Here is a 25,833-nt window from a genome sequence, read left to right on the forward strand (position 1 = left end):
TGGCCCCCCCGGCTACAACGGCAGTCAAAATTTTCGCGTACGGCACCAGTGCACCGAGACGCAACCCTTACAAAGCTAATCATCGCCCAATGGGTTATGTCGGATTGAGTGAATCTTCCGGTGATGAGGAATCATTTGGATTTTCCTGCTAAGTGCCCTGCTCCGATTGAACCGATGGATCTTCCGCAGCAAGCCAAATCGACATGCACCTGTCGGGGGGACAGCTTGTTACCCGCTCGATTTATGATCATGCTGGAGCTCTTTCCACGCTGGCGTTTCTTGCGATGAATCCATCCCATGACGCCCGCATTGGCGACACACTCACGCCGCGTTCGACGCTAGCAGATGCTGTTGTTCTTCCGATCACCACCGCTTTTTCCCCCTTGATTTCCCAATGCCCGATGCTGTCCAACGGACGACCTCCGAGAGCCTGGCGTTGCTGTGGCGACGTTTGATTGCGGTGCTCGCATCGCTGGTACCCGCAGCGGCGGCGTGGGATTACGGCGGTGTCCTGCCATGGACGAAATGGGCGTTGGCGGTTGCCACGGTCGGGCTTTTAATCGCCCTGCTGCCGTTGGTCGTCACCCGCCGCCCGAGTTCGCGACTGGTCTACGGTTTGCCATTTATAGCGCTTGCGATCTGGGGATACGCAGCATTCCAGACGCTGCCACTGCCAAGTGGTTTGGCCCAGATCATCGCACCGGCCAGCTATACTGCGCATGCGCAGTGGGGAATCTCCGCAGACATCCCTGCGGCGACATCGATGCCGATCAGCGTCGCCCCGTGGTACACGCTCTCCTACCTCGTGTTACCTGCCTGTTTCGCAAGCTTTGTCTTGATCGGAACGGTCGCTCTCCGCGGCGAGAAGGATCTGTTGATCCTTTTGACCCTGGCGACAATCGCCGGCGTTGCGATCAGCTACATCGGCATCGCTGACAAGATCAACGTAAACGAGGGTCAGGGCGAACTGCTCGCTCCCACCGACGCCGCCCTCCCCTTCGGTCCGTTTGTCAATCGAAACAACGCGGCCGGATATCTCAATTTATGCTTGGCGTGCACTATCGGGACGCTCGTTTATCGCCATCGCACGCGGCTGAAAGAACGCAAGAATGACGATCGGTATCGTATCTCAGGGAACAGCGGTTGGGAAAAATTGGTCAGCCGGATCACTCGCTTCGGTCGCCTGACCGACAATCTGTCGGTCGTCATCGTCGTCCTTGCGATCGTGATCGCCAGCGGAATCTTCATCAGCGGATCGCGCGGCGGAATGTTGGCGACGCTGGCCGGTACGTTTGTCGTTGGTTTGCGTTCGATCAACCGCAGCCGAAAATTTACCGCACTGATCGCGATCTCGATCGGCTTTGTCGGCTTTGGCCTAACGCTTGGTTCGATCGGAATGGTCTCGACGGTCCAAGAGCGTTTCGCCCAAGTTTGGGGAGACGATGCACTGCAGGATGGCCGGTTGGACCACTGGCAAGACAGCCTCGTCGCGTCGGCGAACTATCTACCCGGCGGTGCTGGCCTCGGCAGCTACCGATTCGCCTACATGCCGTTCCAACGGGTCGGCGGATCGGCTTGGTTTCTCAACGCCGATGGAATGCCATTTGAATGGTTGCTCGAAGGAGGCCTGATCGTCATCGGGCTGGTGATCGCTGGAATCGCATGGACCTATCGTTTGCTGTGGAACCTATCCTATTTCAAGAACACGCCTACCGACGCGGCGATCGCAACGACGGCATGGTTTGCGATTCCCAGCCTGATGGTTTCCCAATCATTCGATTTTGGAATCCTCCTGCCCGCCAACACGATCCTCACCGCATTGATCTTGGGTGCCGTTTGTGCGTCGGTCAAACCCGTCTTCAAGAAACAGGCTCGCAAGCCGAGCTCCAAAACCGACGACAAACAGGAATCGGGCAAGTCGCGGCGTTCCAGTACCAGCGAGTATCCGCCACTGAAGGCTCATTCATCTTCCCATTCCCCAACGACGTCGTACGAGACTTCGAAAGCAAGCGATCCGCCCCGAGGAACCTCGCATCGGCGATCGCACCACGCGCGGCACGCGGCATCCGAAGGATCGCGCAAGCCAAAGCGGCGGCATCGTTCGGGGCGTCAGCGAGCGATCGACCTCGTGCTTGCACTGACCTGTTGGACGGGATGCCTCGCGACCGCTGCCCTAGCGATCCCGCAGCAATTCCAAGCAGCGCAAATCGACGATGTCGTGCGGAAATTGGATGCTTGGCAACCGGAAAGGGTCGACGCCGTCGAATCGATCGATGCGATCGCCACCCAAACCCATCAACTGGCCGCTCGCTATCCCGATAACCCCGACCTGTTGCTCGCCGATGCTCAGGCAATCCTGCTGCAATCGCGTGCCGACTTGCTGCGGGAAGAACCTGCCGATCTCAGCCGTCTAGAATTTGAACGCCGCTGGCAACGGACCGCCCCGCTGCTGCAACGCTACCAATTCCATACCCAACGCGCCGCATCAAACCAACCGTCGCTTGATTGGCATTCGGTATTACTGCCTGGTCAATCGGAGCAACCGTTGTTGGCGGCACGTGACCAGACGCTCGCGTCACTGCGTTGTGCCCCTTTAAACGATAAAGCCTATTCGTTGTTGCTCATGCTCGACTTCGTCGACCACAGCTACCAGGAGAGCGAACGCTGGCTGAAACAGTTGCACCAGTTAGAGATTCGTCGCCCCGACGGCCTGGAACGGCTGGGCGTGTTGGCCGCGGTCTATCCCGGTCCCCAGGCGGCACAGCCGATCTGGCGAGACGAACTGCAATTGGCACCGGAACGGCTGGCATCGGTCTGGCGAACGATTCAACAATTGGAGATCGATGCCGATTTGAACAGCCTCGCTCCCGATGATCCCGCCGCCCTGCTGGTCGCTGCCGAATCATTGACCAAGGATCCGGCGACCCGCGAACAATTATTGGCCCGCATCGACGCGATCATCGCCCGCGAGGGACGTTCTTCGCTGAAACAACTGGCGCGGGCGGATGCGACCGACGACAGTCAGGTCGCCGATTCCGACGGGCCAGCGAATAAACCGCTCGTGCCGCGAGTTGCCGACGACGCCCAATGGCATTACTTCAATGCCCGCGTCGCGTTGCTCCGCGACGATTTTGCCGCCGCCGAACAGGCCTACCGCGATGCGGTGCAAATGAGTCCCGGCGACGTTGTCTGGCGCGAGCAATTTGCACATCTATTGATGCGGAACGGCAAGCAGAAAGAAGCGGTGGCGCAGATCGAACGCTGTATGCTGCAGGCACCGCTAAATCGCCGCTTCCAAGATCTTGCGTCGCAGTTCCGCGCCGCCGACGTCTCGCCGCCGGAAAACGATTGACTTCGAAGCGGCTCGGTCCGACTGCAATTCCATCGACCGCAAGCTATGGAAGCGCGGCGGTCGGTTGGTCGGGAGTTTCCACCATCCGCAGCGTTCGCCACCGACCGTGGGCGAATCGGCCGAGCATCGCTACCGTCATCGACATCACCCAGCAGGTCAACATCCACCACCACCAGTGCAACGGATCGCTGGTATATCCTTTCCCAATCAGACCGACGACAACCCAGGTCACCGCAACACCAACGCTTGCAAACAGGACGAACCAAGTATCCCCCGCACCGCGCAACGCCCCGCCGATGACGATCTGAGCGGCATCAAAAACGCAGTAGACGGCGACAAACCGCAGCAACACTCGAGCGATCGCGATCGTCGACGCGATCGTCTCGCCTTGGTTCCCCGCCAAATACAACGACAGCAGCGTATCGGGAATCAGGATGTAGGCAGCAGCCCACGTTGCGGAATAACAGACACCCAACAATGCCGCCGAAACCGCGGCCCGCGCGGCGAGGATCGGCCCCGATTCGGTCAGATGCTTGCCGACCAAGACCGAAGCGGCGATCGACACGCCGATCAAGGGAACAAACGCGGCCATGTTGAAATTGATCGCCATCGCAGTCGCCGCCAACGCCTCGGTTCCAACCTGCCCGATCTGCAGCACGATCACTGCAAACCCGCCCGATTCGGCTTGGTATTGCAAACCGGCCGGAACGCCGAAATAGAGCAAGCGGCGGATCAACGCCCCGTCGAAACAACGTCCCGCCGCGATCCCATATCGCTCGCGGTCGCAGCGGCGATGCATCAAGACGAAGTAGATGATCGCTTTGGTCCAAAACGAAACGCTGCTGGCGATCCCTGCGCCGACGATTCCCAGTTCTGGAAAGCCGGCATATCCGAAGATCAACACGACATCGAGGATCAGGTTCAGGATCGATGCAACGATATTTACCCACATCACGATCGCAGTCCGTTCGGTTCCGCTGAAGAACCCCGCCAACGCCGACTCCAAAACGACAGCACTGGCACCGACAAGCAACCACTGCAGATAGATCGTCTCCAGATCGATAAGCGACGGGTCTTGTCCCGCGGCAAGAAAGATCGACCGCGACATCGGGATCAGCAGCCACAGACACGGAGAGATCGCTAACGTGAACCAGACAGCTTGCCAGATCAGCCGGCCGATCCGTTGCTGTTGTCCGCTGCCCGCATATTGAGCTACGATCGCGCTGGTCATCGAAACGATGCCGACCGGAAAACAGGTCAGCGTCCAGAACAGGTTCCCGCCAGCCATCGACGCGGCCATCTCGGGCTGACCGTACCACAGCAGCAACGTCCGATCGGAAAACAGAGTCAGGGTCAAACACCCCGTGCTGATCATCAACGGCAGCGCGACACGCAGCACTTCCGCGATCCCCGCAGGACGATTCCAGATATTCATGAAGACATTCGAGAAGCCACCGCTGCACACGCGATTCCGGTTACAAGCCCCGCCACGTGGGCGACATTCGCAACCGATACGCCCCCCATCGATCCTTGTGGCACGAGAATGAACATGAACATGAACGCCAACATCATCATGACCGTTGTCGGCGGAATCAGGTTCGGGAAACTTGGCTGTAAGATCGGCCGAATCCAGAGGTATCCGAACAGCCCGTAAACCGCGCCCGAGATTCCGATCACGTTCGGCGATCCGCCAAGCGCTGGCGGAAAGACCGATTGCACCACGATCGCCATCACGCCGGTCAAAAATACCAACACCGCGAACGCCCACGGACTCTGCAGCCTTTCAATCGCGCCGCCCAGAAAAAACAGCGCCAGCATGTTGAATCCCAGATGCATCATGCTGCCATGCAGAAGATTCGGGGTGAAGACCCGCCAGATCTCTCCCTTTTTGATCGACGCTAACGGATCGCCTTCCGATTCGACAAAGTCTTGGATGCCGACAAACCGCATCCCGTCATACAGCCGTAGGCCCGCGTCATTGGATTCCCGCTTGACGCCAGGATCGGTGACAAAAAAGAGCACGACACAAGTGATCACCAATGCGATCGTCAGCCGCGGTTTCTGGGACATGTAATTCCCCGACCCCGCCCACGACGAACCGCCCACCTTCCGCTGCTGCTTCAAGCGATCGCGGTTCTTCGTTTCCTGTTGCTTGCGAATCTCTTCGGCTTGCTTTTGAACGTTGTATTTCGCATCGTCGGGTTGCTGGCGGAAATGGGCGAATTGAGCTCGCGCTTCCTCCAACCGATCTTCATCGCGAATCCAGACCGCCCACGCCTCGGCATCGCTGTGCGACGTTTCTGCCATCGCCGAGATATCGATCGTCAACAAGTAATCGCAGAATCGGACCGCTTGAGCTCGTTCCGTCAATTCGCCGATCTTACGCATGAGTTTCTTTGTTCGCAGGTGTGTTCAGTGGTCTAGCGATCGGTCGGCCGCAAGCGCCACCCACCGCCCCAAAATAGGCCCCATTGCATCGGTTGGCAACTTTCGCACGATGCCACCGCGCGTTCTAAAGTCCCTGTTCGACGATCTTGCGGTGCATCTCTTCGCTGCTGCGGTAATATGCTTGGCGTTTCAGCCCACTGGCCGCCGCTTCGTCGAGAACGTAGATCGCGTCGCGATGCAATTGCAAGGCCGAAGCGGTATTCTGACAGGTGACCGGACCTTCGATCGCAGCGGCGATCGCGTCGGCCTTGTGCGAACCGGTCGCCATCAACAGGCACTGCCGCGATTCGAGAATCGTCCCGACTCCCATCGTGACCGCCAATCGTGGCACTTCGTCGATCGATTCGAAGAACCGTGCGTTGTCCTGGACCGTCTCCGGCATCAACGTCTTCAACCGCGTGCGGCTGCCCAACGAAGAGCCCGGTTCGTTGAACGCGATGTGGCCGTCGGTGCCAATCCCCAACAACTGCAGATCGATCCCTCCCGCATCGGCGATCTGTTGCTCGTAAACTTCGCCATACGCTTCATAGTCCTTGGCCAAGCCGTTGGGGACATGGGTTGCGGCCGGATCGATATCGATATGATCGAACAAATTCGTTTGCATGAAGTGCCGGTAGCTCTGCGGATGATCTCCCGCCAAGCCGACATATTCATCCAAATTGAACGACTTGCAAGCGGCGAAACTTACCAATTTCTCCTGGTACATCTCGATCAGCACTTGGTAGCAAGCGACCGGTGTTCCCCCGGTTGCCAACCCCAAAACCGAATCGGGCTTCTTCTGGATCTGGTCGATAATCAATGCTGCACAGCGGTTTGCCGCTGCCGCAGCATCGCTCTCAATGATGATACGCAAGTTCTCTACTCCCACTCAATCGTTGCTGGGGGTTTGCTACTGATGTCGTAACAGACACGGTTGACCCCTTTGACCTCGTTGATGATACGCGTACTGATCTTGGCCAGCAGATCGTACGGCAAACGCGACCAATCGGCCGTCATGAAGTCGTCGGTATCGACCGACCGAACCGCGACACAATTATCATAAGTTCGCGCGTCGCCCATCACGCCCACGCTTTGAACGGGCAACAGTACAGCAAACGTTTGACTCGTCTGGCGATACAGTCCCGCCGCTTTGACTTCTTCGACAACGATCGCGTCGGCTTCGCGCAACACATCCAATTTCTCGGCGGTAATCTCTCCGAGACAACGAACGGCCAAACCGGGACCGGGGAAAGGATGCCGCCAGACAAGATCTTCGGGCAAACCAAGTTCCAGCCCCAACCGGCGGACTTCGTCCTTGAACAAATCGCGAAGCGGTTCGATCAATTCAAAGCCCAGTTCATCGGGCAAACCGCCCACGTTGTGGTGCAGTTTGATCGTTGCCGCCGGGCCATCCTGAGCGGCACCGCTTTCGATCACGTCGGGATAGAGTGTCCCTTGTGCCAGAAAGTGCGCCGATTCGATCTTCGACGCTTCCGACTTGAAAGCCTCGATAAATTGATATCCGATCCGCCGTCGCTTCTCCTGCGGTTCGCTGATCCCTTCCAACGCCTGCATGAATTGCGGGCCAGCATCGACGACGTGCAGATCGGCTTTGAAATGCTCGGTGAACGCTTTGACAACGTCCGCCTGTTCCGCTTTTCGCAACAGACCATTATCGACGAGAATGCAGGCCAATTGAGGACCGATCGCTTTGTACAGCAACGCCGCCACGACCGACGAATCGACGCCGCCCGAAAGACCGCAGATCACGCGTCGATCGCCAACGATCTCGCGAATCTGGCCGATCGTCTCTTCAGCAAAATCGCTCAACTGCCACTTCCCCGTGCAACCGCAAACTCGCAGCACAAAGTTCCGCAGCAATTGTTTTCCCTCGGGAGTGTGCGTCACTTCGGGGTGAAACTGCAGTCCGTAGACCGGCAAACTGGCGTGTTTGACAGCGGCAAAGGGACATGTCTCGGTGCGTGCTTGAGCATGAAACATCTCTCCCACCGAAGAGACTTGATCGCCATGGCTCATCCAAACTTGCATGTTGGTCGGCAAGCCATCGAACAGATCCGATGCGTCGGTGACTTCGCAATGAGCCCGCCCATACTCGCGACTTGGCGTGTGTTGAACGCTGCCGCCCAACGCGTCGCAGGCAAGCTGCATTCCGTAACAAATACCGAGCACGGGAATACCGAGTTCAAACAACTTGGGGTCGCATCGCGGGGCCCCATCTTCGTAGACGCTCGACGGGCCGCCCGACAAGATGATCCCGCGCGGCGCGTATTCGGCGATCCGTTCGGCGGTGATATCGTGACGAACGATCTGGCAATAAACGTTTTGTTCGCGGACACGGCGGGCGATCAGCTGTGCGTATTGCGAACCAAAGTCGAGGACCAAGACGCGCTCGTCCATCAGCGCCGAACTGTCCGTGATAACTTCGCTTGCAGGAGTGCTCATATCGACTGGCTCACTGTCTCGGCGATCGCTCTGCTGCGACCCGATCGCCGCTGGCATCGCCCAACTCTACCGACAAACTCCCGACGGACGTTCGGTCGGCTAAAGTCTTAAGAATGGGATTCAAAAACAATCCGGCAGTATAAGCCAAGCTGTTCAGAAGGCCACAGGGGTGCGCTAGAGCCACGGTCGCAAATCCGCTTTTCACCTTCGCCAATCCGCTCCAGTCGGCCGGTTCAATTCCCCCAGCCCAGCCGCTCCAGTGCGCCTGACCGCCACCGCTTCCCATGTTTTTCGTGGCATCGATCGGGCCCATCCTACCCCGTGGGCAACGCGATCCCCGATCGCCCTAAGGACCGCCAAATGATGTCGCCCGCAGGTCCTACATCCAATCCGCAAACGGCTCGCTGAGATCCAAAGAATCCCCCAGTTCGGCCTGCTGGCGGCGGAGTTCGGCAAACATCCGCTTGATGATCGTTTCCGAAGCGGGATCGCCGGCAAGGTCGTTCATCTCGTCGGGGTCCCGATGTAAATCGTACAACCGCACCACGTTGGCCCGCGGATAAAGGATCAGTTTATACCGGTCGGTCCGCAGACTGCGCTGCAGGTCGAGATAGGCGCCATAGATCGATTCGCGTCGCTCCCCCTGTCCAGCCAACAACGGCAAGACGCTCTGAAAATCGACGTGATCGGGCTTCTTGACGCCCGCCAATTGCAAGGTCGTCGGCATCACATCCTGCAGATAAATCGGAGCGTCGATTCGTCGCCCCGCATCGACGTCTGGAGCCACGACCATAAAGGGGACACGCACGCTGTGGTCGTACATGTTCTGCTTCCCCATCAATCCGTGGTGACCGCATGCCAACCCGTGGTCCGACGTGAAGAAAATCCAGGTGTTGTCGGCCATTCCCGCAGCTTTCAAACGATCCAAGATCCGACCGATCTGGGCGTCCATGTGCGTGATGATCGAATAATATTCCTGGCGTTGCACTTTCACGCAATGTTCGGTCCGCGGAAAGATCCCCAACGCTTCGTCGCGCAACGAGGGCCCCAGGCCAATCGCATCCTTATGAGGATACAGCGGCAGGAAGTTCTTCGGAATCGAAATCCGATCGATGGGGTAACGGTCGACGTATTCTTGCGGGCTCTGCCGCGGATCGTGCGGCGCGTTGAAAGCGACGTACATAAAAAAGGGCTTCTCCTGGCCAGCGGCATCGTCGATGAAATCGATCGCGTCGTCGCCGACCACTTCGCTCCAATGTTTCCCCCCTTTCCAATACCCACCAAACTTCGGATCCGATGGCGACCACGGGTCGCTCCCGTCGGCTAGCGGTCGTCCATAACCGGTCGGTGTTTGTTGTGGCATTCCGCCGCGGACGTGACGAGCGTCGTCGAACGCCTTGTTTGCGTCGGCCCGCACGTGCCATTTGCCTGTCATGTAGGTCTTGTATCCGGCCCGCTTGAGATATTCGCTCCACCAACGCCCGGCCTTCCGCTCCTGTTCGCTCTTGTCATAGATCGCGTTCGCACTCCACACATAGCGACCGCTGTTGAGCATCGTCCGACTAGCGACGCAAACGGCACCGCTCCACGACCCCATATTGAAACAATGAGTAAATGTTGTCCCGCGGGCAGCCAACTGGTCCAACGCGGGAGTCTCGATTTCATCGTTCCCCAACGCCCCAACGGTCTCATAACACTGGTCGTCCGAAAACAGAAACAGGATGTTGGGACGTTCCCCCGATTCCTGAGCGGTCGATGGGACGGCGGCGAACAAAACCAACAGGGTGGCGAGCGTGGATGGAAGACGCATTACAAACAACAACCTCTCTGGAAATCTGGAATCGTTACACAATTCAACTCGCTATTGGGTCGCACAGCATACGCCATCCCACCCAAACAGAACCGACGCAGTATACCAAGCCGGAACGCCTCAAGGGCTCCTAAATCGGCACTCTCCCCGCCGCGTGGCAGATCCAACCGGCAATAATCCGACCGCCGCCGACCGGCCGCAGCGATTGCGCCGAATATTTTCAGCGTCGCCCCGCCGCGTAACCTAGATTTTCAGGAAGTCCCAATGGGGAGTTCGCGGATCGCAGCGGCGACAAATTATGATCAAGCTCCCCGCGAAGCCCCCCACCCCAGAAGACATTGTCCGGCGATTTGCCGCGTCAGCGCGAAAACTATCGGTTGGAACCGACGTCGGACGCATGCCCCAAACAAACGCTCCCCCTGGGAAACTTTCATGGATTCCATGCTGATGATTATCGGGATCATTACGATCCTGGCGGTAATTGCCCAATTGATAGGCCTTGCGACCGGAACCGCGACGGCCCACCAACGCTTGCGCGCCCACTGGCGCGATTGGTGCTCGCGCGCCGATTCGCAATTGGCCGATCAGGTCGTCGCCGCCGACCGTTCCCGTCCCTTTTCCCCCGCATGGACCGGATGGCGAAGCCTGCGTGTCGTTCACACCGAAATGGTTTCCGCCGATTGCAAGACCTTCGTCTTTGCCGATCCCGATGGCACCCCAATGCCTTCGTTTGTTCCGGGACAATTTTTGATGGTTGGCCGCGTCGACGAACCTGGCGCCGCGCCCGTCGCCGCCCGTTGCTATTCGCTTTCCGATGCCCCTTCACCGACCCATTTGCAGATCACGGTCAAACGAATCGACGGCGGCCAGGTCAGCGCGTGGTTGCACGACACGATCTCCGTCGGCGACACCGTGCAAGCGCGAGCTCCCGGCGGACGATTTGTTCTCGATATCCAACGGACCGACCTCGTCGTCGGCATCGCCGCGGGAGTCGGCATCACGCCGATGGCCAGCATGGCCAAATATGTCACCAAGATGCAGCCAGGCCGATCGGTGATCGTCTTCCTGTCGGCTCGAGACGGTGCCCATTGTCCGATGGTCGATGAACTGCGGGAACTCGAACGCAAAACTCCCTATTTCACACTGGTGGTCTTGCAAAGTCGGCCGCAGCCGGGCGATCACTTTGACTTGAAGGGCCGGTTGAGCATCGAGATCATCTCGCGCGTCGTCAGCCAACCTGTCGGCAGCTACTACCTTTGTGGACCGCCCGAATTCATGACGTCGCTAAGCGATGCGTTGATCCAGTGGGGCGTCCCCGAAGATTCGGTCAGCTTTGAATCGTTTGGCGGCCCCAAGCCGCAGGCGGCAGTTGTCGAAGGAGAGGCGAGCCAGCCGATTCCGGTCGAATTTCGCAAAAGCGGCAAGAAGCTGTCGTTTAACGCCGCCGACGGCAACCTGTTGGACGCGGCTGAAAAAGCGGGTGTGCAGATGGACGCCGACTGCCGCGCCGGCGCTTGTGGTACCTGCCTGAAAAAGCTGCTCAAAGGAAAAGTCCAGTACGACCAGGCACCGTCGTTCAGCCCGATCGCCGAAGACGAATGCCTCCCCTGCGTTGCCCGACCATCCGAAGAGACCATCGTCGACGCCTGAGCCTCGACGCGTGAAGCCTCGTCCGTGGCGACCTGGCCGAATCCGTTATCGCGCGATGGAAGATCGGTTGGGAAAACAGATCTGCCCGCGGACGCCCCTGCTGGGCTGACGCAGCATTCGTCGATCGGTAGAATTCGAACCAGCGTCTCCCGATGAAGGCGTTCCTACCACGCTTTGATTCGACACTTCGCCGAGAATGCCACCATGCTTCGTTCGCTTACGCTTGTTTTCTTCTTCAGTCTGACATTCGCAAGCCAAGCGTTGGCTCAGCCCGCCAGTCCCCCCGCCGCGCCGCCGAAACTCGGCCCGTACCTGTACGAGACGAAGCCGGACGATCCGGCGTTTGCAAGCTTCAATCCTCGTCGGGCGCCACAGCCGGGTGAGCTTCTGTTGCGGAAAGGGGATCGTTTGGCGATCTGCGGCGATTCGATCACCGAACAAAAGATGTACTCGCGGCTGATCGAGACCTATCTGACGGTCTGCGTTCCCGAACTGCAGATCACCGCGCGGCAGTACGGTTGGAGCGGCGAGAAGACCGACGGTTTTCTGCGGCGGATGGAGAAGGATTGCCTGACCTTCTCTCCGACGATCGCCACGTTGGCTTACGGCATGAACGATTCGCGCTACCGACCGTTCGACGTCACCAACGGGCAATGGTACGAAGATCATTACACGGCGATCGTGCGGAAATTTAAAGCGAACGACGTTCGCGTCGTCGTCGGTTCGCCTGGCTGTGCCGGCAAGATCGCGACTTGGGTCAAGAGCCGATCGGGAACGTTGGAACAACACAACTTGAACCTGTGCGCTTTGCGAGACATCGCGATCGGCGTGGCTCAGGCTGAACAAGTCCGCTTTGCCGACATCTTCTGGCCAATGCTGCAGGCTCAAGTCTTCGCACCCGCTCAACATGACGCCACCGAAGAGAAGCCCTATCGCGTCGCCGGCAGCGATGGGATCCATCCCGGTTGGGCCGGGCAAGTGATCATGGCCTGGACGATGTTGCGATCGCTGGGGCTGGACGGCGACCTAGGAACAATCGAGATCGATACCGACAAAAACACGGCGACCGCCAACGGCGGACACTCGATCGATTCGTATGCCGACGGCGTCGCAACGGTCACCAGCACGCGTTATCCCTTCTGTGCGCGGGGAACGCTGCACAGTGAAAATTCGATCCGATCGGGGATGACGCTTGTTCCCTTCAACGAAGACCTCAACCGCTTCCTTTTGAAGGTCAACGCGGCGACTGGCACCAAGTGGGAGATCACCTGGGGCAACCAGACGCAAACCTACACCGCAGAAGAACTCGCCCAAGGGATCCACTTGGCGTGGGAGTTTCCCGAGAATCCGTTCAGCGAATCGTTCGACCGCGTCGATGCGGCGGTCGCCAAAAAGCAAGCGTATGAGACGCTGCAGGTGAAGAAGAACTTCCACGGTCCAGAAGGGCGAAAGGACTTCGACGCCGCCGTCAAGGAAACCGAAGCGGTCCGAAAACCGCTAGCCGATGCGATCGCCGATGCCATGCAACCAGTGACGCATCAGATCGCGATCCGCCAAGTCGCAGGCGAATGAGTTCGATAGCCTAAAGCTGCGACCATCGCAAGCGCCCCAGTGGTGCTGGTGGGCCATGAAACAGCGTTTGCGTTGACATCAAAGACATTTGATCTCGTCGCGGATCTCGCACAACATCGCCAGGTGCCTTGGCGAAAATCCGCTTGTCGGCGACGCGGGGCGGTCGTCTCCCAATCCTGCCGAGCGTGACTGACTGACGCGCGACATGATCTGTTCGCGTAGCTCGGCTGCGTCTTCGATCCCTTGAACCAGCAGCTTGTTGCCGCTGGCGAATGGACTCTCGGCCTCCCCCTGCGACGAACCCGCGGTTTCGACGACGATCTCCGAGATCCCAAACAGATGCTGCAGCGGACCGCGTCGCAGATAGACGTTCTGCACATTTTCAAACGTGATCGTATGCTCATAGATCACCCAGATCCCACGCCGGGCTCGCAGGCTGCGGTCGGTGATCACGTACCACATCGTGTCATAGCGAAGATGGAGCGCGATGTAAGCGACCAGATGCCCGACAAGCAACAGCGGAATCGCGATTCCTGTCAGCACCAGCGCGAGCTTGTCAGCTTCGATCGCCACCACGCCCAACGCGACAGCGATCAAGAGGTCGATGACGACGGCGACGACCCAAAAATTGAACTTCAGATAGCTCAAGAACGCCCGCGAGGGTTGGAAGCTGCGATAGAAATCGCCGTCGGCAACGGGCAGCGTCGGCGGATGATCGGGAACGCGAAAGCAATCGACGAGAATTTTCCAAACGCCGCGATAGATCCACGGCGAGGATCGAGCAACGGGAGCTGTCATGTCTCGTCTCCCGCCGGCTCGTTTCGAATCCGTCGCAGTTCGTTGCGGATCTCGGTCAACACGCCCAACACGTCATCCTCGCCATCATCCGATTCGGAATCAAGCGTCTCGTTCCGCGCCCCTCGCATCTGGGCATACAGGAAATCGCGTAGCGGTTCGGGAGCGCGGATCCCTTCGATCTGCATCGTCGCCCCGGCGGTTCCCGAAGCGGTCTGCAGCGGCAATTTGGAAAGTCCCATCCAGCGTTCGACGATGTTCCGCGTGACGTGGATGTCTTGTAAACGTCGATACGTGAGATGAACCTCGCGTCGAAAAAAGTACCCCCAACACATCGAGACGCCCGTGTCGTCGAATCGATAGCGAAGTGTCTTGAATCGAATCCACAACGGGAGAAAGACAAACGGAAACCCGACGACGGTGCAGGCCGCGACCAACAGGTAATAGACCAGCAGCGAATCGTCTGGACGCGTGATCTTCGACGCGTCAAAGGGTTGCGGCGGCGGAGGCGATTCGGTCACGTCGATTCTCGTTTACAAAAGGTTTTCGAGGTAGGATCGCGATCGGTTGATCTCAGCGGTCACTTCGGCCGTCGTCTCCAAAATCGGAATCCCCCGCGGCACCGGATGCATAAAGATCTCGGTCCAGCCGCTGAACTTGGTCTCGACCAACGCGTCGACCAGCGGTCCAAAATCGAGCTCGCCTCGCCCCGGCATTTGCAGCAATTCCTGTGACTTCGGCAGCTTCTTCATGCATCCCATCCCGTATTGCCAGGCATAAAAGACCGACAACCGATCGCCGAGAGACTTAATCAGTTCGGCCAATGCTTCGGAGTCTTGGTCCAAATGATACGGTGCCAAAGCAATTCCCAGATGATCGCTGGGACACAGATCGATCAGCCACCGCAGCGAATCGGGAGATTCGATCAAATTGTTGCCGTGGTTTTCGATAGCGATCGTGACGCCCGTCTCTTCCGCCACCGCAAGATGCGGTTTCATCTGTTCGACAAACTTCGCCACCCCGCGCTTCAGTTCACCTCCCTGCAATCCCTTGGGCCCCTTGCCGCCGGTTACGATGGTGGAACAGCCGAGGCGTTGTGCCAGCCGCATCTCATCCTGCAGTCCAAACGGCCCCAGCTTGTACTGCGTGATACAGCCCAGCGGAACCTTATGTTGTTCCAGAAGTACCGCAAACGCCTCTTCTCCCATCGCATCCAACTGCTCGCGTTGATCGCCGTGCGCCTTGGGCCAGATGTCCAACGCAACGGAGCCTGTCTTCGCGACTTCGGGCAGAATCTCGGCAACCGGAGCGTAGCCATACATGCACGAACCGAGCAGGTACTGGAACTGGAAATCGCGATCGGCAGCACGCGCGAATTGAGGCAGCGCAAGAGCCGCCCCAGCGGCAGCGCAGGTGGCGGAGAAGTGGCGTCGAGAGACTTGCATGAGAGATCAATCACGGTGTTGGGGGACAACGAAAGCTCCCGACGCCCATCGCGTCGAAAGCAGCCGACGCGGAGATTATACCCACCTGCGCCCCCCTATTCCCAAGTTTTTGCCGCTCGCCGGGACCGCCCTACCGGTCAGTTCCGGACGAATGCATGTTTTCATTTCCCCATCCAATGCAGCCTTCGGGAATCGCCATCGCTCCCCCACGCTGTGAGACTGTCGATTTCGAACGCTGCCTGCCCGAGTCTCTCGGCCCACTCTGACACGTGTCGGATCTCGACATCTTTCTCATGGAAGTGTCAAGGCCCTACCCACCCCAACTGAATTGACACATGCCACCACACTAACCAGGCTATTGTCAGCTTTGACACCACCGCAAACGGCAAGTTGACAAAAGGGCTTGCCTGGTGAAATCCGAACGTTAGCGGTCGATCGTGCACCGCGAACTAGTGAGAACAAGTAAATTCTTCTTTCTTACCCGGTCGTTCAGGTGAGAAACATAGTTATCCGATTGAAATCCTGCGAGGTTGAACTCGCTATAACATTCACAATGTTTTTCAACTACCACCAACATTATCGAGGTTAACACGAAATGGCAGCTACTGAATGGTTTTACTTCGTTGGCGACGAACAAATCGGGCCGATAGCGACTGAAGAGCTTAAGCGACTGGCCGCTGACGGAACGATCAGCCCTGAGACAGAAGTATGGAACGAAGGAATGCCTAGCCGAAGAGTCGCTAGCGCTCTTAATGGACTGTTCCCTAAGTCGGGGCCCGGTGTGTCCGCACCACCACCGAGCCGAAAATCGCCGGAGGCGGTTCGCACCGCACTAAAAGCGTCAGATAACGTGTCGAAAAAGCTTTGGTTTCTTGACCTCAAGTTTGAACAATTCGCAACTCCACGTCTAATTGGATTTCTGTTCGCCGCTAGTTTGCTGTTACTCGTTCTTTTGGGCGTCGGTTCGATAGGCTATGCGCTTTTGAACTATCCCGTTCTTCAGGCGGCGATCATTTCTGTTGTAACGATTATCTATCTCTTCATACTTGCCGTTGGCATGCGGGTCTTTTTTGAGGGTTGTTTGCTTATGTTCCGAATGACAGAGCACCTATCCAATCTCCGGCATTTGCGTCCAGAAGACGATCTTATTTCCAAGTAATCCCCAATCATTTTGTTTGCAAACGCAGTGCGACGTGGAAGGCTTAATAATGAATATGACTCCTGGTTCATGCTACCGCGTGACATCTAATGATAATGATGGCTCGGCCACGATGTTTCGGTACCTTGGTGACAATGGCTCCGGACAACAAAAAATTGAAGTCCTAGACAGTTCAAGTGCCTGCAAGACGTTTGAGTGTTTAGTTCCGGGGGGGGTATACAACTTGCGATCCCGTAGACTGTCCGGATAACAACATGTAAATCACAAATTCGGATAACAAAAAAATGCACGCGAGTTGCGGGTCGCGCGTTTCCTGATGGCGAGTCACTTGGCCGCACCCGCGTGATTTTAGTCGTTCGCCCAACATAGACCAACCGATCTCACAACGATGGGTACACTATGCCGTGGATCATTTGTCCGAATTGTCTTAAACGAGAACTTGTATCGCTCGCAATCTGTGAGTCTTGGACAGTTGACGCAGTGGTCTATCTACCCGACGACTCTCCGTTATGGTTTTTGCACTGCGATACTTGTGATTCGTCGCGAGCCAACGGTTTCTATATGCGGATCGGTGTGGGAGCCGTAATCCAATTGCACAAACCAATGCAGGCTCAATTCGAAACGCTCAACCCAGGGATAAGTTATTGTGAATTCGATCGTTGCCATGTTTTAGAACGCCACGTGTTGAGTCACGGACTGCACGTCTACCTAGCATCGAATGATACTGAGAACCGGGCCGTCATTCTCGATCCATGGGTACAAGGGGTGGACCAAACATTGACAGTTACAAACCGTGCGGCAGACAAATTTCGAGAATTTCTCGGGCGTGAGACTGCGAACTACCCAAACCATGTTCGACTCTTGGTCAACCATGATGATTCGACGGGGTATGTTCACGACCTGAAAATCGACAACGGTCCCATAGAGGAAACAGACTGGGGGCACGATATGCACGGCTTTGTGATCGCAATCGACTACGGGAGCTGGCCAAACGCGAAAGGCGCTACAGTCGACTGGGTCGTGCACGCGGACGGTAAGGCTGGATTCACCTTTGACAATCCAAACGATTCGACATCACAGACCAGGCGAACCATTCGATAAACCTAGGTGGCGGAGCAAGGACCGCTTGAAACGGAAGAGCAACTCTCGCAATTCGGTGCTGGATATCGTGCTGCAACGTAAGAAGGTATTCGAATGAAAGCACTCTGGGCTCACCATAGCGGTGTCTATATGTCGCGGAGTTTAAGGTGGTTATCATTCCTGACAATCATGGTCGCCAACGTCATCGAGGCCTCTACGTCCGGAGGTATGGAGGAGCAGCCTCGGGACGCACTCGGTGTCGCACATTGATTGTTTCCGTTTCAAATCGCCACCTCATTGGTTTTAGGACTTCGATATTGGAAGGCTGATTCATGGAGACCGAATAAACTTTTTGTTGTGCTTCGAACACTCTTATCCGGATGTGCTATTCTTAATTCGCTCTTATTGTGTTGATTGGTCTGGCAATGTATTAGCGTATCGCTCGCTGAATTGTCGAACAATGCAGTAAACCAGAGCGGAGGTGCCGTACAGGCATGAAAAGTACCAACTTCGCACAGCCCGGTTATGTCCGTCGTTATGCGATTTGAAGGTTCGCAAATGAAAGAGACTGCTTACCTGCTTCAATCCGCATTGATCAGCGCTTGGTGGGTTGGACTTGCGACCAATCGAACATTTTTCGATGCCTTCCAGTTTGACGAGATTCCACCAACGGCATTCTGGGCTTTCTTCGCTCCCGATGTTGTCATAATCGGCGCCCTCTCTGCAATCCGCGCGTACCGGAAACTCCCCTCGCTTGAGCACATTGTCCTGGGAGCATTTGGATACGCATCCTTGTATTGTGCGAACGCAACGTTTCTTACACACAGTGGATTCTTGCCCACCGGACTGATGTTGTTGGGACTTGGATACAACCTTTTCCTTTGTTTCAACGATTCTCTGTTTCGCAATGCCTCATCGAGCTTCTCTCTGAATGTCGCCAAGACTATAATTCAAATCGTTTGCATATGGATTTTGGCGTTGGCTGTCATCCCGTACATTATTTTGGATGCCTTCGAAGTTCTCTCGATGCCAAAACTTCAATTCCGCTTCTTTCTCGGTTTGCTTGTATTCACTTGTTGCAGCGCACTTGGATTGACGAGTTCCTACGTCATGGTTCGCGACGGTGCTGGAACTCCGCTTCCGCTCGATCAAACCAACGAACTGGTCGTGACGGGACCTTATCACTATGTACGTAATCCGATGGCGATCGCTGGAATTGGTCAGGGGATCGCAATTGCAATAGTTTTTCAATCCATACCCATCTTGCTGTACGCATTGCTCGGCGCGCTCGTGTGGCACCTTGTTGTTCGCCCAATCGAGGAACAGGACATGGTTTGGCGATTTGGTGACTCGTACTTGGAGTATCGGCGACGGGTTTCATGCTGGATACCGACATTCTGCCGACGCATCACCTAGAAAACCAGTGTGCACAAGCCGCCTTCATCGCGCAGATTGAAGTAACCTGCACATCGGCGGTTTGGTATTCGTTGGCTGCAGCCAGAATTCAACGTCAACGTCTTGGCCGGGACAAATGATTGTTGCGATCAATGCTTGAAACGCCTCGTGTTGGTTTGCCATCGCGGGCTTTATGGCTTTCGTTGACACGCTGTCACGAACGGTTGCCGGGATCAATCCTACCGACGTACGTTTTCAGCAGAGAGAGCATCAAGAGTTTCAGCAACCAAGGGAACAGCTCCCCCAGCTACTGATTCGATGACGCCAGTGCAAACGCCAGTTCGGTGCTCGGATTCATCTCGACGGTTGCAACCAATTCGCTGTCGACGTTGTACCGTTCCGGAAGTACCTGCCGGATCTGTCCGGGGACGTCTGGATCCAAGCCTTCGTTTTTGACAATTTCCACTCGATGAGTACCAGGTAGGATCTCGATTTCAAATCGCCCGGCCTCGATCGCTGCGATGAATTCCCCATCAGGAACATGGTGGTCACCAGGGTCGCTTGGAATAAACGAGATTTGCCCATAGTCTAGCGGTTGTTGATCAATCGTGACGGTCCCAAAAACGATTGTCATACCGGATTGCACAGGGAGTTCAGAATGTTCACACCCAAACAGTAAAGCTAGACCTGAGAACACTGTCAATTTCATATTCCTCATCACTGCAAGATCTCCTTGATACCCAACTCAATTGGAACTGAAACACATTTGAACATTCGATGCTCCCAAACCGTCCGTTACTGGAATCCAACCTGAGCTGTAAGAGGGTGCCCGATGTTTGCAATTGACAACTACTAGCTGATCTCACAAGACTTTACGAGCTACCCGAATGAAGAATTGACGCGGTGCGAGAACAACACGGGGGGATGATCTTGGGAGTCAAGCGATCTCGATTTCACGCGAGAAAATCACATCTTCCTGAACACAAATTTGTGTGGGTCAGAACCCGACGGGTGCCTCGGTTTTCCAACCTTTGGTTCGACCATATTCAGTGGAGGGATACCCATTGGTAATGGGAAATGGGAGGAATACTCATCCTATCGTGGTATTACCCACCTATCCCGCAATTTCGGTTCTCGATAGGTTCATCGGCCCGGGTAGGTGCTTCATTTCGCGACGAGAGGCAGTGCCTGGCTTGTGGCAGCTTTAAAGGTTGCTTGCCGGATACCGGTTGATTCCCCAACGTGCGTAGAATGTGGTGTGTGCTGAATGCGAACCAAAATGAGCCGCCCGTACTTCTGGCTAGAAATTTGATACCACATTGCATTTTGGAAGTGCGGCCCGAATCTTTTCGACACCTTGTTTTGATACTCTCGTCCTGCGAATGTCCAATAGTGCAAGGGAATGCCGATCGTGGAGAGAAGCGAGTCCACGATCTGAAATTTTGCAATTGTTGATCACTAGCTGACGAAGTTTGGGAAGCGTCGCGAGGTGCGTCAGCCCTTCATCTGTCAAGTTTGTCTCAAAGGCATAGATTGAACTAAGATTGCGATTGGTGGCTAGCGTTTTCGCTCCCTGTTCTGTGAGAGCTTTTGTACCACCAATATTGATCGCAGTGATCTTGGGGAATTCGTTGGCGATCGTTTCGCAGGATTCCTCGGTGATTCGATTCCCCCAGATTCCAAGGTGCCATATGTTTGAGCACGCAGATAGTTTTTTGACGTCCGAGTCATTAAGGTGAGAATAGTTGCACTGGAATTCTTGCAAGGACTTCAAGCCGCAGACTAAAGCAAATTGCTCAGGCATCATGGGGCGGTTGCCCCACCTGATCGTTTTGACGCTTCCGTCATCGTTGAAGTGGACGAAATCCGCCAGCGCAAACAGAGAAACGAAAACGGAGTTCACTCGAATGCCTAATTGTTTCCCCGCGTTGATCCCATTCGTAAAATCAATAGAGCGTGCCGATTCCTCCTTCAGGTTCTTCCGGCGCGTGCTACCGGAAACGATGCCAAGGTATTCATCTGTCTGTAGATCCGTAGCTTGCAGCTGAACTTGGCAAGTGATGCCTTTCGCGAGCATGTCGACAGAGACAAGAACATCTGCTTTGGCTTCCTTGGCGATTTCGATATCGGGTACGTCACGGCTTGCAATCTGACGCTTGTCAGCGATCCGCTGTCGCATTAGTTCCGTTTGCTTTTTCGACACGACGTTGAAACCGTATCGGACCAACTCCGAGATGAGGTGAGCATGGAGAAAGTTCGCGTCATCGGTTAGGGAATCGGCATCGGCGGATGGCTTCCATCGAGGCGGTGCGAGAACTATTCGTTTGGCTTGCTGCTCGATCTCTACTTGCCGTTTCATTGCGAAGGCGTCTATCACCTGTTGAGCATCTTCGTCCGTTGGCTCTGGGAAATTGATTGTACTTAGCCGTTCGGAAACGACCGTCAATGGGATCGCGTTGCCGAGTTGTTCGCGGATAATTCCCAACACTTCATCATTAGTAGGATCGACGATCGTCTCGGGATCTCCGAGCAAGACACAGCGACGGCCGGTTTCGACTCCGTCCTCCGATCCGCGATTCACGAATACTCCTTTCTCGGAATTGTGGACGATGGTGGCTTCGAGTCGTCCAGCCTTCAATATCTTGCCGAGCTTCCACGCTGCGTAGGAAGCAAATGGGACGTGCGAATCAGCCAGTACTTCTTCGATGTCACCGACTCTTATTTCGATCGCCTTCTTTTTGAGGTTGACCGTCGTCGCGGCTGCAATGTCGAAGATCGACAACTCATCCTCGCTTTCGTCGATGAGTGGGCCAAAGTATCTGTCGCCTGTCCAAGTATGGATTCGGACCATATTCGGCGAGGCGGCTTGGACGCTTGCGGGGAATCCGAAGTTGTGCGTGATAGCGCACAACAAGGCGAGACCAACAAATCGCAAATGAGTTTTGGACATCGAGCTTTGGCTTCAGAGGGGGCTTTGTGTTAGCAGTGCACCCCCCCATTAGAACCGGCGAGTGGGCAGTCATCAAGTGTTCCGTTTTGCTATCCCGAGGCTGACTTCACGCCCACTCCATTGCGCTACCTGGGAGAGCATTGGGCAAATCGGCCAACGCAGACGCTTACGGAAAGTTGCTGTGGCTGTTGCCTCGGTCCAGCTGGCAGCACACTGGTGGGTTGGGGCATCAAGCCGGGGATTTCGCAATTGCACTTGAGCAAGATGAAACGTGGCAAACTGCGGCCAGGCGTTATCCCAAGCCATGAAACTGCTTTGCGTTGGCGACCACGCCGCCCCATTTGGTGTCAGAGCTAGAGGAACTGCTCAAGACGCACTATCGTCTCGTCCTGCGTCGGCGCTGCGTTGCGCAATGCCGACGCAGGGCGAGACCTACCAACGTATTTTGCGGCAGGCCAGTTTGTTCTGCACCCGCGACGATCGTGTCTAGGGTAGTAGCAGAGATCGGCAGACGCAGTGGCCGGCGTTCCTCGGAATTGCCACGAATACCAAGGGGAATGATTGGGTAACGATTGGGGACAGGCATGTTTTGGCGATTCGATTGGGGACAGGCTCTTTTGAAGTCGATGCCTGTCCCAATTCGCCCGCTCACTCGGTGGCGCTTCGTGCTGGTATTGCTACGGACCGTCCCTGTCGAAACCGACGCGGTGCCTGCGAGCGAATCGGTTTCAATATTTCCCGTTGGTGCCACACATCTCTTGTTTCGAAGGCCGCGGTCGCACCCGAACGCTATGGTCGGGCTCTCCGCTGACGCGATCGAATTCGTCGGGCGTCCGCCGGCTCGGCAGATAATCGCCGGTTTCCTGACTCCAACGCTGCAAAAGAACGATTGAGGAGAACGATTGGGGACTGGCACGTTCCAATTGCCTGGGAAGGCAGAGACGCCTAGAATTGCAAAGTGTTTTGGTCCAAGGCGAAGTGGCTTGGCTTTTGGAGGGCTCTGGTAATGTCTCGGAAGGCAAGGGGAGAGGTAATCGATCCGGATCAGGTGCAGATCGTGCATTGCATCGAACGGTGCGTCCGCCGAGCCTTTTTGTGCGGCCTGGACCGTCTTACAGGGACATCGTTTGAACATCGTCGCGGCTGGATCCGAAACCGACTCGAATTTCTTGCCTCCTGCTTTGCCATCGATTGCCTAACATTCGCGATCATGGGCAATCATCTGCACTTGGTCTTACGCAGTCGGCCGGATGTGGTTGCGGCTTTGTCCGACGAAGAAGTGGCACACCGCTGGCTGCGTTTGTTTCCCAATCGCCGCAACGACGATGGCTCGCCAGCCGATCCCAGCGTTGCCGAGGTCCAAATGATTGCGAGCAACCAGAAGATCCTCGCCCAACGGCGCCGGCGACTGTCGGACATCAGTTGGTGGATGCGGTGCACTGCGGAAAACATCGCCCGACGCAGTAATGCCGAAGATGGCGTGACCGGCCACTTCTGGGAGGGAAGATACAAGGCGCAGGTCTTGCTCGACGAAGCGAGCGTGCTTGCCTGTTCAGCCTATGTCGACTTGAATCCGATCCGGGCTGCGATAGCCGAATCGCTCGAACGTAGCGATTTCACTGGAGCCAAGGAGCGGATCGATGACATCGTCGAGACGGCGGCGGAGCCCCCAACACTGTCGCACGACTGGGAACGATCCTGCAAACCACGCCATAGTGGATGGATGAGTCCGGTGGAAATCAACGAGCGCGATGATCCGACCGGCCCCGATATCGAACCAAGTTTCCGGCGGGCAAGCTGCAAAGGATTCTTGTCAATTTCTCTAACCCGTTATCTCGAACTGCTCGATTGGACCGGGCGTAAACTCTGCAACGAGAAGCGTGGTTCGATTCCGGCCGAGCTTGCACCTATCTTGAGGCGTATCGGGCTGGAGCCCCACGCTTGGTGTAACTTGGTTTCGCGTTTTGGACGCATTTTCAAACGCGCCGCCGGCACTTCGGAGAGTCTCGCTCAAGAGGCCAGACGGCGTGGCCAAGCCTGGATCCAAGCTCCCGGCAATCCACTGATCGGTGCAGTCCCATAGCGACGCCAGAACCCGATTTGCCCTCAAACCGCACAATCTCTGGCGATCAATGCGCCGCCTCTCCCAAAAAACAGCCCCAATAAGCCAAATGGCCCCACCCAAGATTGTGTTGAACTCGCGATACGCATCACGCAACGCCCCCCGTAGCTGTCCCTGCAGCCTTCGGTAACCAACATCGCTCCCCCCGACTCGCGAACATTCCCGAGTTCAAACAATGCCTGTCCCCAAGCTTTACCTGTCGCACTCTACTGCCGTATGGTTCCCGAGCGGAGCGATAGGTCGGCACTCGACGATGGAACTGCGCCCTTTGCCTCGGACGACACCTGATGGAATCCGTCATCATCGGATCAGTAATCGAACCAGATGCCGCCGCCGATCGTCTGTTCTTTGCGTTGGAAGAATTCGAATTGGGTGCTGTGGCCGTTGGTGTATTGAGCACCCCAACGGAGCCGTCGGCCGGATTGGCTGCCGGGAATTTGCCAGCCCATTTGTGCGGTCAAGCTCGGCGAATATCCAACCGCTTCGCGGATGTCGAGATTCATCGCGGTAAACGGTCCGCCCCACTTCAGCGACTTGGGAACCGGCACATACTCAAATCCGGTTTGAAACTGCCACGGCCTCGCTCCGCCGGACATTTTAAATGCAAATGCGGTTTCGCCGTAAAGACGCAGCGAATCGAGAGCCTGGTAGCTGGCACCCAGGATCAGAGACTCGGTAACATAATTGATCCGTTCAAACGTCGGGTTCCGCTCCATATATTCGTCGCCGACGTGGGAGCTGATGTGGAAGTAGCCAAACTTCAGCGACCACGCACCCAAGGCTTTTGTCAGCTCGGTCCCAAAGCGGAAATCGTTCGACTCAACGTCCTCGGAGTTGTACAGATCCAAACGCGTGATCACCGCACCTTCCAGATCCCATTGCCAACCCTCGGGGTGCTTCGCGTCGCTGGTGCCATAACGCAGCAGGCCGACGCGGCCACCTAACGTCGCGTCCCAAAACGCACCACCATCGTGTTCACTGAAGAGGACCGTGGAGATTCGCGGCTCGTGAGGCCCCGCCATATAGGAGTGCCACATCAAACCCTCGGGCAGCGTCTGCCAAGTCCACGCGTCTTGAGGCGCCGCAGCAGTGATCATCGCCGGCGGCAACGGCGGAATGGGCTGGGCAGCCGACTCATAAATGACAACCGGCTCCTCGACGGTGATCGCCGAAGCGGCAGCAAGCTCAGCGACTTCACTCCACGACACCACTGCAATCCCATCGTCACCCGTGACGACGGACTGCGGGGCGTTCAACAGCAACACGATCCATGCGAAGGATCTGACGACTGCCAATAGGCGGTTCGAGGAGTTTGAACGGTACAAACAGCTTGCCTGCATTGTTGAATTCGAAGCAATACAAACTCAGTTACGAACCCACAGAGGATATCGACGAGGACGATCCGCTTCGTCAGCTCGTCGCCGCGTCGGCAATTGCCAGCAGCTCCATGGTGTCGCGGCGTGGATTCAGAGTGCGAGGCTGCCCCTGGCTTTGCTTGGGCCGAGTGCTCACCTCTTCTTCCGCCGCCTTAGGTCATCTCTGTTCGCGATGCAATCGCCAACTTCTTTGCTAGCGAAACGCGATTTGTAGTACGATCGCGTCGCGATCCTTTT

General features: G+C 56.4%; 18 protein-coding genes. 7 read left to right on the forward strand and 11 right to left on the reverse strand.

Going from position 1 to position 25,833, the window contains the following annotated elements; all coding sequences use genetic code 11:
• The first annotated feature begins 394 nt into the window (after positions 1 to 394).
• Entirely contained in the window at positions 395 to 3,352 is a 2,958-nt protein-coding gene (locus tag EC9_RS14385) for an O-antigen ligase family protein (protein WP_145346302.1), read from the forward strand.
• A 43-nt stretch (positions 3,353 to 3,395) separates the two neighbouring features.
• Here the strand turns inward: EC9_RS14385 and EC9_RS14390 are convergent, their stop codons facing one another.
• The 5 genes from EC9_RS14390 to EC9_RS14410 all read right to left on the reverse strand — a co-directional run bounded on the left by EC9_RS14390 (position 3,396) and on the right by EC9_RS14410 (position 10,052).
• A complete protein-coding gene (locus EC9_RS14390) occupies positions 3,396 to 4,787 on the reverse strand; it encodes an MATE family efflux transporter (protein ID WP_145346304.1) in 1,392 nt (463 codons plus the stop codon).
• Positions 4,784 to 5,740: a rhomboid family intramembrane serine protease gene (locus EC9_RS14395; protein WP_145346306.1), complete on the reverse strand. Its 957-nt coding sequence runs from the start codon at positions 5,738 to 5,740 to the stop codon at positions 4,784 to 4,786. The genes EC9_RS14390 and EC9_RS14395 overlap by 4 nt, the downstream gene beginning before the upstream one ends.
• A 124-nt stretch (positions 5,741 to 5,864) precedes the next feature.
• On the reverse strand, positions 5,865 to 6,653 hold the full coding sequence (gene nagB / locus EC9_RS14400) for a glucosamine-6-phosphate deaminase (protein ID WP_145346308.1): 789 nt from the start codon (positions 6,651 to 6,653) through the stop codon (positions 5,865 to 5,867).
• A 5-nt stretch (positions 6,654 to 6,658) separates the two neighbouring features.
• Positions 6,659 to 8,242, reverse strand: a complete 1,584-nt coding sequence (gene guaA, locus EC9_RS14405) for a glutamine-hydrolyzing GMP synthase (RefSeq protein WP_145346309.1) — start codon at positions 8,240 to 8,242, stop codon at positions 6,659 to 6,661.
• A 379-nt stretch (positions 8,243 to 8,621) separates the two neighbouring features.
• Positions 8,622 to 10,052 carry a sulfatase-like hydrolase/transferase gene (locus EC9_RS14410; RefSeq protein ID WP_145346311.1) on the reverse strand — a complete coding sequence of 477 codons (1,431 nt, stop codon included), beginning with the start codon at positions 10,050 to 10,052 and terminating at the stop codon, positions 8,622 to 8,624.
• A gap of 432 nt (positions 10,053 to 10,484) precedes the next feature.
• Here EC9_RS14410 and EC9_RS14415 point away from each other — a divergent pair, with 432 nt between their 5' ends.
• Positions 10,485 to 11,702 (forward strand): 2Fe-2S iron-sulfur cluster-binding protein, encoded by a 1,218-nt coding sequence (locus EC9_RS14415; RefSeq protein ID WP_218934142.1) that lies wholly within the window; start codon positions 10,485 to 10,487, stop codon positions 11,700 to 11,702.
• A 204-nt stretch (positions 11,703 to 11,906) separates the two neighbouring features.
• Positions 11,907 to 13,274 carry an SGNH/GDSL hydrolase family protein gene (locus tag EC9_RS14420; protein ID WP_145346314.1) on the forward strand — a complete coding sequence of 456 codons (1,368 nt, stop codon included), beginning with the start codon at positions 11,907 to 11,909 and terminating at the stop codon, positions 13,272 to 13,274.
• Positions 13,275 to 13,352: 78 nt separating this feature from the next.
• On the opposite strand, the gene EC9_RS14425 is transcribed toward EC9_RS14420, so the two are convergent.
• From EC9_RS14425 to EC9_RS14435, 3 genes are read right to left on the reverse strand one after another with little or no spacing between them, the layout of a single operon-like run.
• On the reverse strand, positions 13,353 to 14,072 hold the full coding sequence (locus tag EC9_RS14425) for a PH domain-containing protein (RefSeq protein ID WP_145346317.1): 720 nt from the start codon (positions 14,070 to 14,072) through the stop codon (positions 13,353 to 13,355).
• Positions 14,069 to 14,590 (reverse strand): PH domain-containing protein, encoded by a 522-nt coding sequence (locus EC9_RS14430; protein ID WP_145346319.1) that lies wholly within the window; start codon positions 14,588 to 14,590, stop codon positions 14,069 to 14,071. Before EC9_RS14430 ends, EC9_RS14425 begins: the two co-directional genes overlap by 4 nt.
• 12 nt (positions 14,591 to 14,602) lie before the next feature.
• Positions 14,603 to 15,514 carry a sugar phosphate isomerase/epimerase family protein gene (locus EC9_RS14435; RefSeq protein ID WP_145346321.1) on the reverse strand — a complete coding sequence of 304 codons (912 nt, stop codon included), beginning with the start codon at positions 15,512 to 15,514 and terminating at the stop codon, positions 14,603 to 14,605.
• Between the two features lie 595 nt (positions 15,515 to 16,109).
• On the opposite strand from EC9_RS14435, the gene EC9_RS14440 reads away from it, so the two are divergent.
• The 3 genes from EC9_RS14440 to EC9_RS14450 all read left to right on the forward strand — a co-directional run bounded on the left by EC9_RS14440 (position 16,110) and on the right by EC9_RS14450 (position 19,169).
• Positions 16,110 to 16,673, forward strand: a complete 564-nt coding sequence (locus EC9_RS14440; protein WP_145346323.1) for a DUF4339 domain-containing protein — start codon at positions 16,110 to 16,112, stop codon at positions 16,671 to 16,673.
• A 603-nt stretch (positions 16,674 to 17,276) separates the two neighbouring features.
• The gene (locus EC9_RS14445) at positions 17,277 to 17,774 is read left to right on the forward strand and encodes an iron-sulfur cluster assembly accessory protein (protein WP_145346325.1); all 498 of its coding nucleotides are present in this window, start codon (positions 17,277 to 17,279) and stop codon (positions 17,772 to 17,774) included.
• Positions 17,775 to 18,311: 537 nt separating this feature from the next.
• On the forward strand, positions 18,312 to 19,169 hold the full coding sequence (locus EC9_RS14450) for a methyltransferase family protein (RefSeq protein WP_218934143.1): 858 nt from the start codon (positions 18,312 to 18,314) through the stop codon (positions 19,167 to 19,169).
• Between the two features lie 286 nt (positions 19,170 to 19,455).
• Here the strand turns inward: EC9_RS14450 and EC9_RS14455 are convergent, their stop codons facing one another.
• Both EC9_RS14455 and EC9_RS14460 read right to left on the reverse strand, forming a co-directional pair.
• Positions 19,456 to 19,857 carry a hypothetical protein gene (locus tag EC9_RS14455; protein ID WP_145346329.1) on the reverse strand — a complete coding sequence of 134 codons (402 nt, stop codon included), beginning with the start codon at positions 19,855 to 19,857 and terminating at the stop codon, positions 19,456 to 19,458.
• A gap of 591 nt (positions 19,858 to 20,448) precedes the next feature.
• Positions 20,449 to 22,098 carry a leucine-rich repeat domain-containing protein gene (locus EC9_RS14460; RefSeq protein ID WP_145346331.1) on the reverse strand — a complete coding sequence of 550 codons (1,650 nt, stop codon included), beginning with the start codon at positions 22,096 to 22,098 and terminating at the stop codon, positions 20,449 to 20,451.
• Between the two features lie 1,210 nt (positions 22,099 to 23,308).
• Here EC9_RS14460 and EC9_RS14465 point away from each other — a divergent pair.
• Positions 23,309 to 24,181, forward strand: coding sequence for a hypothetical protein (locus EC9_RS14465; protein ID WP_246105680.1), 873 nt, complete (start codon positions 23,309 to 23,311; stop codon positions 24,179 to 24,181).
• A 347-nt stretch (positions 24,182 to 24,528) separates the two neighbouring features.
• Here EC9_RS14465 and EC9_RS14470 read toward each other — a convergent pair whose 3' ends face one another.
• Positions 24,529 to 25,515 (reverse strand): DUF1207 domain-containing protein, encoded by a 987-nt coding sequence (locus EC9_RS14470; RefSeq protein WP_246105681.1) that lies wholly within the window; start codon positions 25,513 to 25,515, stop codon positions 24,529 to 24,531.
• Between the last annotated feature and the right edge of the window lie 318 nt (positions 25,516 to 25,833).

Origin of the sequence: Rosistilla ulvae, assembly GCF_007741475.1 — a bacterium.
In the GTDB taxonomy this organism is placed as follows: domain Bacteria; phylum Planctomycetota; class Planctomycetia; order Pirellulales; family Pirellulaceae; genus Rosistilla; species Rosistilla ulvae.

Coding starts and splice junctions, on each gene's coding strand:
- EC9_RS14385 (WP_145346302.1), top strand. CDS start 395: ATGCCCGATGCTGTCCAACGGACGACCTCCGAGAGCCTGGCGTTGCTG.
- EC9_RS14390 (WP_145346304.1), bottom strand. CDS start 4,787: ATGAATATCTGGAATCGTCCTGCGGGGATCGCGGAAGTGCTGCGTGTC.
- EC9_RS14395 (WP_145346306.1), bottom strand. CDS start 5,740: ATGCGTAAGATCGGCGAATTGACGGAACGAGCTCAAGCGGTCCGATTC.
- guaA (WP_145346309.1), bottom strand. CDS start 8,242: ATGAGCACTCCTGCAAGCGAAGTTATCACGGACAGTTCGGCGCTGATG.
- EC9_RS14410 (WP_145346311.1), bottom strand. CDS start 10,052: ATGCGTCTTCCATCCACGCTCGCCACCCTGTTGGTTTTGTTCGCCGCC.
- EC9_RS14415 (WP_218934142.1), top strand. CDS start 10,485: ATGGATTCCATGCTGATGATTATCGGGATCATTACGATCCTGGCGGTA.
- EC9_RS14420 (WP_145346314.1), top strand. CDS start 11,907: ATGCTTCGTTCGCTTACGCTTGTTTTCTTCTTCAGTCTGACATTCGCA.
- EC9_RS14425 (WP_145346317.1), bottom strand. CDS start 14,072: ATGACAGCTCCCGTTGCTCGATCCTCGCCGTGGATCTATCGCGGCGTT.
- EC9_RS14435 (WP_145346321.1), bottom strand. CDS start 15,514: ATGCAAGTCTCTCGACGCCACTTCTCCGCCACCTGCGCTGCCGCTGGG.
- EC9_RS14440 (WP_145346323.1), top strand. CDS start 16,110: ATGGCAGCTACTGAATGGTTTTACTTCGTTGGCGACGAACAAATCGGG.
- EC9_RS14445 (WP_145346325.1), top strand. CDS start 17,277: ATGCAGGCTCAATTCGAAACGCTCAACCCAGGGATAAGTTATTGTGAA.
- EC9_RS14450 (WP_218934143.1), top strand. CDS start 18,312: ATGAAAGAGACTGCTTACCTGCTTCAATCCGCATTGATCAGCGCTTGG.
- EC9_RS14455 (WP_145346329.1), bottom strand. CDS start 19,857: ATGAAATTGACAGTGTTCTCAGGTCTAGCTTTACTGTTTGGGTGTGAA.
- EC9_RS14460 (WP_145346331.1), bottom strand. CDS start 22,098: ATGTCCAAAACTCATTTGCGATTTGTTGGTCTCGCCTTGTTGTGCGCT.
- EC9_RS14465 (WP_246105680.1), top strand. CDS start 23,309: ATGGGCAATCATCTGCACTTGGTCTTACGCAGTCGGCCGGATGTGGTT.